This window comes from Peribacillus sp. NJ4, assembly GCF_030348345.1.
Classification (GTDB): Bacteria; Bacillota; Bacilli; order Bacillales; family DSM-1321; genus Peribacillus.
Window position 1 is genome coordinate 4,533,731 of the sequence record NZ_JAUCFQ010000001.1, and the last position, 11,182, is coordinate 4,544,912.

The following is an 11,182-nucleotide window of genomic DNA, read 5'->3' on the forward strand; positions in this document are numbered from 1 at the left end:
TACTAACTGTTCGACCTAAGCTTAAAATAATTTTTCCGTATGACTTATTTATTTATCAGCAATAATGGTATCTGTTCCGCAATGGCTTGGAGAGGTTCCCCGTTTTTCGCCGTTAAGGCTAAAAGGATACCGCCTTCAATTAAAGCATTAATTACGATACTCAATTCTTTTGCCCGTTTCTCACTGAATTCCGCCTCGAGTAATTTCTTCACATATATGGATTGCCAATCTTCTATCGCTTCTTGACAAGCCGTTCTTATCTGCTCACTCGTCGTATATGTTTCCGCTGCAATCGTCCCGATTGGCAGTCCTAATAGATTTTCACTATCACCAAAAACCTCGGATAAATGAAAAATATGAGCCTGAATGGCTTTGATAGGGTCTTCTATTTCATCAAATCCCCGTCGAATTTCATCTATCACGAATTCTTTTGTATGATTAATCGCCTCTATCGCCAATTCCTCTTTGCCTTTCGGAAAATAATGATACAGCGAACCTTTTGGGATACCACTTTCCTCAATAATGTCCTTAAGCCCTACACCATAATATCCACGTATTCGAAAAAGCCGGGAAGCAGCTTCAATAAGAATGTCTTTAGAGTTTCGTTTTTCTGCCATAGCTGGATCACTCCTTGCAATTATATCAACCGGTCTATTAGAGACTATACTTGTATATCATTGGTTTGTCAAAAATGACAGCCTATGAATGGAATATGCTATTGAACTCATTGAAAACAAAAAGAACACCTCATAATGGTGTTCTCTACAAGTTTTTAACAGAAATCAATACCTTTTATATAGAATCCGGTATTATTTTCAAACGCTCCCATTATTAATCCATCACACAGGCCTGCCTTCATTATCTTCAAGGATTCTTGTCATGATTTTTGAAATCAAGAATAGCAATTACAAACATGCCAAAGCTTAGCATCAGGGAAATAACTTCGAAAGTACCCATTCATACATCGCCTCCTTATATTCAGCTTTTCCTGATCAGAGATTGTCCTATACAAGAAAACATAAAGTACTGGCATTTCAACGGTATAGTGCATTAATAATAAAAAAAGAGCAAACCCAGTAAGAGTATGCTCTCGTAATAATCATGTTTCTTGGAATCGAAAGTACATATTTATTGGAAGTCGACTTCAATCTAAACTCTTTATTCACTAGAAGCTCTTGATTTCCGCTTCTGCTATCGAGTGTTTTTTGAGCCTCTTCATATAATACTCAAACACTTTGCTTCTGTTATAGAAATGAGTTTTATTATTTTGGTACAAAGTTTAAGTCATTACTTAGCTTTTAAGAAGGCTGAACAACTTTTCCGTATTTTTCCTTCTTTCCACTCTCGCTTGGATGGCCTGATCAATGGTTACCGTGATAAAGTGACATTTCGATAAAGGTCTAGATTGAGAAATTAAATCTAAATCTTGGCTTATGACGGTACCTATTGTGACAAAACCACCACCTGTCATTGCATCATTATGTAAAACAATCAGTTCTTCCTCATTTGTAAACATAATAGAGCCTATAGGATACGCAAAATCAACTACATTCGAAAAACTAGTTCCTGCACCAAATGGTGGATATTGCTCAGTGAATGTCACTCTTGGGCCAGTATATCGGTATGCGACCCGGTTGGATTCATGCGAAACAATCCATTCCGAATTGAGGAAAGTTTTTAACCCTTGATCGCTCAATAAGTAACCCGATAACCCCATCGTGACACGTAATTCTTGAAAGTCATTAAAGGTTGGGACGAATTCTAGTGGAGCAGATTTACCAATTTGTTTTGAAGCTCCCGGCAATGGCTCATTAATCTGTATTCTATCGCCTACAGCCAACTTTCTGCCATCAAAGCCCCCAATCTGGCTTAGTTCATAGGTTGATTTACTACCTAAAACATCTTGAACCTTTATGCCACCAGAGATACTTAAATAGCTTTTCACCCCCTGTTGGCAAGCTTTTATCGTTAAGATGTCTCCATCTTTTACTTGGTGGGTTTCCCAGAAAGATAATCGTTGGTGATTTAAGTATGCTTCCATTGGAGCACCTGTGAGGGCAATAATTAAATTTCTATGAAATTCGAACTCTCCCCCTAATAATGTCATCTCAAGTGATGCGAATTCAGCTGGATTTCCTACAAGAAGGTTCCCGATAATAAATGAATATTTATCAGCTGCTCCTGATGGCGGTACGCCCAGATGATACTTCCCGACGCGTCCCATGTCCTGTACCGTTGTCCATAACCCAGGCTCCTTAATTTCTATCATTTAAAAGTCCTCCATGAGCTCATCGATATACTTTTTTCCTTTTTCTATATATTCTAGTGGCGAAAGATCAATTTCTTTTACTTTATTAAGATACGTTCCAGCACGTACATTACTTTCGATCTTATTATATTCAGATTCATTGACAGGACGATACTTCCATATATCCCCAGGTCTTGCCAAAAAAGAAGTCTCTTCTAAATGGTTTATTTTATCTACTAAAGGGATAGCTGATCGTCCTATTAGTTGATAGCTACCTGGTCCATTTACTGGATAAATCACATTGAATGCACCACCTATACCTATGCCTCTTTCCGGCGTTTCTGTACGGGGACTATTATATTTTGGTGCTTGAATGATCTCATTTGGCTGCAATCCAAGCGGAAACTGCCAACCCGTTCCAGGCAGAAATCCAACCATTGTAATTAAATATGGTGTCTCTGAATGAGTTTTAATAAATGATTCTTTGTCTGTAAACCCATTTACTTTCATCACATATTCAAAATCTGTTAAGTCAGGGGCCGGGTGTCTGCTCTTAAAACGCAGGGAATATTCTCTTGACACTGGATCGTCGTACCATGCTGGAATTTCTATTATTCGTACTGATAGATTTAACTTTTCAGGATTGCTTTTCGTTAAATCTATTTCTTTTAAATAGTCCAGTAAATCTCTTGCTGAGACGATGTCTGGGTTATAACGAACTAAATAGGAGGCATTGGATGAAACAATATCAATAATGCCTGGAATCTCTCTTTTTCTCAGCTCCTCCGTCACCGCAATTGCTTTAAAGTTACTCTCAATTCTCATATCACGAGAAATTTCAGCATATATGTATTCGTCTCCTCCAAAATTAAAATGAGTTTCAGGCAAATTAAACAATAATTGTCGCCCCCTTTGTTATTTCAGCTTTTTCATCCGCCTGCTTATTGTCGCAGGACTAACACCTAGTACCTTAGATAATTTATCGGCAGTGCCGTATTTTTGCATCCCTCTTTGAATAAGTTGAGTTTCTAATTCTTCTACTGCTTCTTTAAGCGGCATTAATTCTAAAACTAATAGTTGTTTTTTCTTTTTTTGAACTTCCCCGTACAAAAATTTCAATGCATGCTCCCGTTTAACCCATTCTCCCTCGCCCAATAACGTTAATCGCTCCACTATATTTTGAAGTTCCCTTACATTTCCTGGCCATGAATATGTCTCTAAGACTTCAATGGCTTCTGGGGTGAAACTTTTCTTGATATCATACATTTTTTTAAATTGTTCCAAAAAATAAATCGCGAGGGGAAAGATATCATCCTTTCGTTCACGTAATGGCGGAATACTAAATGGAATAACATATAATCGGTAGTATAAATCCTCCCTGAATTCACCTTGGTTCACCAACTCTCGTAAATCCTTATTCGTTGCCGTTATAATTCGAACATTTACAGGTATAGGATGGGTCCCGCCAATTCTAGTCACTTCTCGTTCCTGCAACACACGTAATAGCTTCACTTGCATATTTAAAGGGAGTTCACCAATTTCATCGAGAAAAAGCGTGCTGTTATTAGCAATCTCAAACAAGCCTGCTTTCCCATTTTTATCTGCACCAGTAAATGCCCCTTTCTCATAACCGAACAATTCACTTTCAATGAGATTCTCTGGAATAGCACCGCAGTTAATCCGAACAAGCTGCTGATTACTCCGAGGACTGGCTGAATGAATTTGGTGGACGAATACTTCTTTTCCAACACCGGATTCACCTTCAAGTAGAATAGTCGAATTAAATTGGGCTACTCGCTTTATCTCTACCACTAAGCGCTCAATTGTTTTCGAACGATAAACAAGTTGTTTTTCGTTGTTGTTTAAATCATCAGGATCTTGAATAGTTTTAGAACCTTCTTCCGACTGATCTAGAATTGAGGAATTTTCTTGTGTAATGTCCCTTGAAAGGACAACTACTTTTTCTAAATTTCCCTCATGGTATACCGGGGTCGCGACAGACCAGACTCTACTTTTCCCCATGGAATCCTGAATCGATGTAACCTTTTTCTTTTGTTTCTGGCATAGTTCAAAAACATTAGGCTGAAAAATGTTTTTTCTCGTAAACTCACTTATATGCTTACCAATTATGTTTTCTGGATTATCCACTTTCCAAAAATCGTGAAGAAACATTCCCGCTACTCGAATGATTTTACCGCTTTCATCAATGACGAGTATTTGTTCCTGGGAAGAAGCATATACCGTTTGTAAATCAGAATTCAGATTTCGAACAAAGTCTAATTCTTTAACAGAATCCTCGAAAACTTCACGTGAGAAAAAAATATGTATGAGTCCTTTTATTTTATCTCCCATTTTTAACGGGTAAAAATTCCCAACTGTGCATTTAAAGTTTAGAGAAGCGTTCACACTTATAAGAGTTTCCCCAGTCATTACTTTATCAAGATTCTTATCGATAGTTAAAAGCATTTTATAGTCTCGAAACTGTAAAAATGAACGGTGGAGACCTAAAATACCTTCTGCTGTTTCATTAATATATTCTATTTGGTAATCGATATTTGTTCGGATAATTCCTACTCCAGCTCCTTGTAAAAGTAGATTTAAATCCTTCAAATTCAGCTCACTGATTTTATTCCGTGCATGTTCAATTGTAGTGTAGCCGACAATTTCTCCATTGGTATCTTCCCCTATAATCAGAGAAACGTTATGGAAAAATTCAACTGGCGAAAACTGTGGGACTTTTAAAATATCATTTTTAAAGCTAATAGGCTGTGATAAGTCTTCCATTTGAGCAATTTGGTTCATTAAAATCTCCATTGTACTATAGCCAACTAAACTCCCCTTATCCTTAACAAACACAATATTCGCTTTTTGATTTGATAATTTTCGAATGACAGCTCCAATAGTGCTATGAATGTTAACATATACTGAAATCGGTTTAAGAATATCGTTCCAAATAATCAACTTACTCACCCCTCCCGATAACGAGATCTTTTTTTTATTATACTTTTTATAGGTAAGGATATGTATTCAGAAGTATTTTAATATATATATAATTTTAATTAATAGGTCAATTATATCTTTTGTATAGTATCTGAAGTTTCAACGACATGTGAAAGAACTAAGGCTAGTTTGAGAAGTTTACAAATTAATTGAAGAGTGTCTAGAGGGATACAATTCTTTATATCGGGGCCAAATAGAATGACCCCGGCATACAATACCGGAGTCTTCTACTAGTCGACTAATATACAAATCCTTTTTAAAGAGCATAGTTCAATAATTAGAGCCCCATTACTATACCAATATACATTTTAGGACGAGTACCTTACGAGATAATCTTTTTAATAGGTACAATCTCGACGCCACTCTCTTTTAAAGCTTCTACAACTTTTTTAGCAAGAGCCGGCGCTCCTGGTGTATCTCCATGAATACAAATGGTCTCTGCTTTAATGGCAACATCTTTTCCATCGTGCGTGAAGACTCTTCCTTCTTTGACCATACGAACAACTCGCTGCGCCATTTCTTCATAATCATTGATTTGTGCGCCTGTTCTCGTTAACAAAATGGACCCGCTTTCAGTATGCTCCCGGTCAGCATAAGCCTCTTTTACAACCGGGACACCCATTTTTATCGCTTCTTCCATCACTTCCGATTGGCTAAGCGCAAATATGACCATTTTTGGATCGATTGTATGAATTGTTTCTAATATTACTCGTGCTATAGTCTTATCTTCCATTGCTTTCATAAATAAAGCTCCGTGTGGTTTACAATGCTGGATTTTGACATCTGCAGCAGCGCAGAATTCTCTTAAAGCTCCTACTTGATACATCACATAGTCTTTTATTTCTGAGGGTGTACAGGTCATGAAGCGACGACCGAAACCCAATAAATCAGGAAACCCTGGATGTGCACCAATCCCTACATCATATTTCTTTGCTAGTTCCACCGTTTTTCTCATAACATGGGGATCTCCGGCATGAAAACCACATGCAATATTAGCCGATGTAATGGACTGCATTAATTCTTCATCATTGCCTAATTCATAAAGCCCAAAGCTTTCTCCCATATCACAGTTCAAATCTACCTTATACATTGTTTTCACCCCTTTAGCACTTGAACTTTATTTTCTGCTAAAAATTGAGTTGTATAATTACCACTAATAAACTGGTTACTTTTCATGATTTGTTTGAGAAGCAAGAGATTTGTCTTAACTCCTTGTACGTCAATCTCTTCAAGTACTCGTTGCATTTTTGTGATTGCTTGATCACGCGTTAAGCCGTGAACAATAATTTTACCGATCATCGGATCATAATAAGGGGTCACCGCACTGCCTTCAATGACGCCGAAATCAAACCTTACATCGTTTTCGGGTAATTTCAACCTAGAAATTACCCCTGGACTAGGAAAGAAAGTATTAGGATCTTCTGCATAAAGTCTGCATTCAATTGCGTGTCCTGTTTTGTTTATCTCTTCCTGTGTGATCGTCAGTTTTTCCTTAGCAGCGATTTTCAACTGTAGTTCAACTAAATCCAGTCCCGTTATTTCTTCGGTTATTGGGTGTTCTACTTGTAGACGAGTATTCATTTCAAGAAAATAGAAATTTTGATTTTCATCAAAAATGAATTCCATTGTGCCTACATTTGTATAATCTATTTGTTTTACACCTCGAATGGCTGCTTCCAACAATTCTTTTCTAAGGGTTTCATTTAGAAATGGTGAAGGGCTTTCTTCTAGCACCTTTTGATTTCGGCGCTGGACTGAACATTCCCTTTCAAATAAATGCAAAACATTTCCGTATGTATCAGCAACAATTTGCACTTCAATATGGCGAGGTTTTGATATCCATTTTTCTAAAAAGACAGTACCATCACTAAAAAATGAATTAGCTTGTTGCTTCGTCGCATCAAACACCTTTATTAACTCTGCGTCATCTTGAACAAGCTTCATCCCAATACCACCACCACCGGCGCTAGCTTTTAACATGAGCGGGTAGCCAAGATCGTTCGCAATCAGCAATGCTTCGTCGACTGACTCAATGCTTTTATCCGTACCTGGCACAACCCTCACGCCCGCCTTTTGCATTTGGGTACGAGCTTCAAGCTTACTGCCCATAATATGTATTGTTTCCGCAGTTGGACCGATAAAGACAATATTTTCTTCCTCACATCTTCGTACAAATTCCGGATTTTCGGATAAGAATCCATACCCAGGATGAATTGCATCGGCATGTGTTTCTTTCGCTACCTGAATCACTTTTTCAATATCAAGATAACTCTTTTTCGCTTGAGCCGGACCGATGCATACAGCTTCAGTCGCTTCACTGACATAAGGAGCCTCTGCATCGGCTTCAGAATAAACAGCGACTGTCTGAATGCCTTCCTTATTACATGTACGAATAATTCTCCTAGCAATTTCCCCTCTGTTTGCAATCAGCACCTTTTTAAAATAGCCCATTTACTCTTCCTCCTTCCATTCACATAAATAATTACTATTCAATGATTACCGCTATTTCCTGCCCTGCGTCTAGAAGATCCTCATCCTCAACAAAGAATTGTGCAAGAACCCCATCTGTTTCTGCTTTAATTTCATAAAAGTTTTTCATGACTTCAACCATAGCAAGAACGTCGCCTGTATTAACAGTATCTCCTTCTTTTACGTACACGTCCTTATCAGGTGCGGGTTTGCGATAAAATACTCCTGGGATTGGTGATAGAACTGTTTTTTGTTCAGCCATGATTGATTCCCCCTAATTGTCCTAATACTTGTTTTTTCATTTGATTGATTTTATCTTTGTTTACTTTTCTTGCCTCGAGGGCTTCATTTATGTCAACGGCAACAAAGCGAACCTTTTCATTTGTTTTGATTTGTGCCATTTTGTCTAAATCCGTACTGATAATTGTACAAATCGTGGCATAGCCTCCACCTGTCACAGCATCGTTTAACAAAGCAATCGGTTCCACGCCATCTGGTACTTGGATTGATCCGATTGGATACCCTAGATCCACAACATTTGAAGGATTGCTGCCGGCTCCAAATGGTTGTTGACGCTCTACGAAATTCAAACGCTCCCCTTTAAAACGGTAGCCAACACGGTTTGCTTCCGTTGTAACCGTCCAATCGATAGAGAAAAAGCGTCTTTTACTTTCTTCAGTCAAGCGATAACTGCACAATCCTACAACAACACGAATTACATTCGTTTTTGAGAAAACCGGAATTAATTCATCACTTATGCGTGTTCCAATCGCAATCTTTGATTGGTTTGCATTACCGATTTTCAAAAAGTCCCCAGCTTGAAGTGGCCTTCCTTCGAAACCTCCAATTCCGCACAATGTATATGTGGACCGTGATTCCATAATAAGCGGCACTTCAATTCCGCCAGCTACCGCTAAATACACCCGGGCTCCTTGTTTAACAAAATCAAAGGACAGAACATCTCCAGCCTTAACTTCTAATGTTTCCCACATTGGAACATACTGATCATTAATTTTTGGCGGTATTTCCCCTCCTGCAATAGCAACGGTTACATCATGTTGGAATTCTAAGACTGGCCCCATATAAGTAATCTCGAGAACAGCTGCATTTTCATCGTTCCCAACAAGCAAGTTGCTTGCCCTGTAGGAGTATTTATCCATTGCTCCCGATGGCGGCATCCCCACTTCATAAAAGCCAATTCTCCCATAATCTTGAACAGTAGTTTGAAGGCCAGGGTTAATAACTTTAATCATGCATATAACCTCCTTATCACAGATTCTGAAAACGCATTTGGATTTTCGAGAACATCTTTCGGTCTAAAGGTGATATCCTTCGTCAAATAACGGAATTCCCCATTTTCAACTTGTTTTCGAATATCTTCGTACTCCTCCATGGAAATGCTTCGATATCTAAAAACATCCCCCTGTCTCGGGAAGGTCATTGACTCTTTAAAATCATGTAAACGCTGCTCCTTTTCAAAGATCGGTGCTGCAGCAGTTCCAAACAACTGGTAACCTCCTGCACCTTGAACCGGATAAATAACGGCAAATGAACCGCCGAATCCGAATGCTCTCTCTGGCGTATATGTTCGAGGACGGACATATTTAGGTGCTTCGATTTGCTGCTCGTTTGGAACCATTTGATAGCACCATGGCAAGCCCGGTACAAAGCCTATCATCGACACAAGATAAGGGGCATCTGTAATTGATTTAATTAAATCTTCTTTTGATTGAAAACCATTAGCATGTGCTACATATTCTATATCTGTTGATGTTGGATCCTGATGTCGATCTCTAAAACGCATTAATGCCTCATGTGTCCAAGGGTCTTCAAATAATATGGGTACATCAACTGCACGTGCAGTTATTTCAAAGTTCTCCAATGTAACATCTTGTTCAAGTTCTTTCAATTTTGAAATTAAATTATCTGGATGAATAAGATCTGGATCAAACCGAATCATATATGAAGCATTGGAAGGACAAATATCCAAAATTCCTGATACCTCCTCTTCTCGTAATGCCTTAGTAATGGCCATTGCTTGAAAATTAGTTTCAAGACTCATTCCCTCTTCTAATTCAACAAAAATAAACTCATCACCGCCGTATTCGTAACGGGTCAATGGACTTCACCTCATTTATTGGATTTATAATAAAACATTGCAATTCTCATGCCAAAACTGACAAACATAATATTTATCGATTTTTCAGACTATTAAACTAATAAAACGTCTAGATAGCTTTAGTAATATTTCAATATTGAAATATCTCCTTTCATAAATGCAATATATTAATCGATTACTAGTTCATAAGGTCTAAAATATAAAAAAGACCACAAAGCTTTCTAGGCTTTTGCAGTCTCTCACATTTATGTCCTCATCAACAATAATGAAAACGATCTATAAATTTTTTTCTTACAAAGAGCCCATTACTACTAATAACCCAGTCTTTTTTCCACAACGTTCATTAGTGGTTCACCTTCAGAAAAAAGTTTTAAATTTTTCAGGAATAACTCCATCACACGATCTAAGTGTTTGGAAGAGTTGTAAGCATTATGTGGGGAAACCATGACATTTTCCAGCTGCCAGAAAGGGTGATCCTTAGGTAAAGGTTCTACTTCAAACACATCGAGAGCCGCTCCTGCTATGTGCCCATTGCTTAAGGAATGAATTAAATCTTCATCCACAATCGTATTACCCCGGCCGACATTTAATACATAGCTGCCTTTTTTCATTTTATTTAAGCGTTCTTTATTAAAAAAGTATGAGGTATCTTTCGTAAACGGAAGTGCCAAGACGACAAAATCGGACCTAGAAAGGACTTCATCCACTTGATCCATGCCCATTATCAAATCAGCAGGTTCATATTCGTCGTTCCTCTTGGCGGGATTCCGGCGGCACCCAATAACGGTCATACCTAGTGCTTTACATCTCTTTGCTATCTCATAGCCTATATCACCATACCCAATAATCCCCACAGTAGAATTCTCAAGGTCTTTCACAGGAATTTCAACCCAAGTTTTGTTTATTTGATTTCTGATCATTGCCGGCACACCTCTTGCTAACGAAGATAGCATCGCAATTGTATGCTCGGCTATCGGAACGGATGTGCAGCCTTTGACATTGGTGATGATGACATCGCTGTTTTGTATATCTTCAGTCAGCATGGCCTCCACTCCAGCACTGTCTGAATGGACCCATTTAATCTTTGGAGCTTTTTTTATAATGTTAAGATTATCATGAAGCCCTAGCGTATAAAGGACATCAAACTTCGATAGATCAACCGTTGGCTGTGGTTCAGGTTCGCCGAATTCCCATGGCTCGACAACAACTTCTGAACAAATCTCCTTAAACTCGTTGATGTATTTTTCCGGTATATCGACCCTTATATAAAGTGAAGGTGATTTTTTCTTGGAAGCGGACATTATAAAACCTCCTCAAGAACCTATGTTAAATGTGAATGCAATCAT

General features: G+C 38.2%; 11 protein-coding genes. All 11 read right to left on the bottom strand.

What is annotated here, in order from left to right; all coding sequences use genetic code 11:
* Nucleotides 1-44 precede the first annotated feature (44 nt).
* The 11 genes from QUF94_RS22550 to QUF94_RS22595 all read right to left on the bottom strand — a co-directional run bounded on the left by QUF94_RS22550 (nt 45) and on the right by QUF94_RS22595 (nt 11,137).
* Complete coding sequence (locus QUF94_RS22550) at nt 45-617, bottom strand: TetR/AcrR family transcriptional regulator (protein ID WP_289317810.1); 573 nt, start codon at nt 615-617, stop codon at nt 45-47.
* Nucleotides 618-864: 247 nt separating this feature from the next.
* Nucleotides 865-957, bottom strand: coding sequence for a putative holin-like toxin (locus QUF94_RS28915; RefSeq protein WP_220126990.1), 93 nt, complete (start codon nt 955-957; stop codon nt 865-867).
* A 334-nt stretch (nt 958-1,291) separates the two neighbouring features.
* The gene (locus QUF94_RS22555; protein ID WP_289317811.1) at nt 1,292-2,269 is read right to left on the bottom strand and encodes a 5-oxoprolinase subunit C family protein; all 978 of its coding nucleotides are present in this window, start codon (nt 2,267-2,269) and stop codon (nt 1,292-1,294) included.
* Entirely contained in the window at nt 2,270-3,145 is an 876-nt protein-coding gene (locus QUF94_RS22560; RefSeq protein ID WP_289317812.1) for a 5-oxoprolinase subunit B family protein, read from the bottom strand.
* Nucleotides 3,146-3,163: 18 nt separating this feature from the next.
* Complete coding sequence (locus tag QUF94_RS22565) at nt 3,164-5,218, bottom strand: sigma-54 interaction domain-containing protein (protein WP_289317813.1); 2,055 nt, start codon at nt 5,216-5,218, stop codon at nt 3,164-3,166.
* A 352-nt stretch (nt 5,219-5,570) separates the two neighbouring features.
* Nucleotides 5,571-6,338 carry a LamB/YcsF family protein gene (locus QUF94_RS22570; RefSeq protein WP_289317814.1) on the bottom strand — a complete coding sequence of 256 codons (768 nt, stop codon included), beginning with the start codon at nt 6,336-6,338 and terminating at the stop codon, nt 5,571-5,573.
* A gap of 5 nt (nt 6,339-6,343) precedes the next feature.
* Nucleotides 6,344-7,699 (bottom strand): acetyl-CoA carboxylase biotin carboxylase subunit, encoded by a 1,356-nt coding sequence (locus tag QUF94_RS22575; RefSeq protein WP_289317815.1) that lies wholly within the window; start codon nt 7,697-7,699, stop codon nt 6,344-6,346.
* A gap of 34 nt (nt 7,700-7,733) precedes the next feature.
* On the bottom strand, nt 7,734-7,979 hold the full coding sequence (locus QUF94_RS22580; protein WP_289317816.1) for an acetyl-CoA carboxylase: 246 nt from the start codon (nt 7,977-7,979) through the stop codon (nt 7,734-7,736).
* Entirely contained in the window at nt 7,972-8,970 is a 999-nt protein-coding gene (locus QUF94_RS22585; protein WP_289317817.1) for a 5-oxoprolinase subunit C family protein, read from the bottom strand. The genes QUF94_RS22580 and QUF94_RS22585 overlap by 8 nt, the downstream gene beginning before the upstream one ends.
* A complete protein-coding gene (locus QUF94_RS22590; RefSeq protein WP_289317818.1) occupies nt 8,967-9,836 on the bottom strand; it encodes a 5-oxoprolinase subunit B family protein in 870 nt (289 codons plus the stop codon). The genes QUF94_RS22585 and QUF94_RS22590 overlap by 4 nt, the downstream gene beginning before the upstream one ends.
* Nucleotides 9,837-10,147: 311 nt before the next feature.
* The gene (locus QUF94_RS22595; protein ID WP_289317819.1) at nt 10,148-11,137 is read right to left on the bottom strand and encodes a D-2-hydroxyacid dehydrogenase; all 990 of its coding nucleotides are present in this window, start codon (nt 11,135-11,137) and stop codon (nt 10,148-10,150) included.
* Between the last annotated feature and the right edge of the window lie 45 nt (nt 11,138-11,182).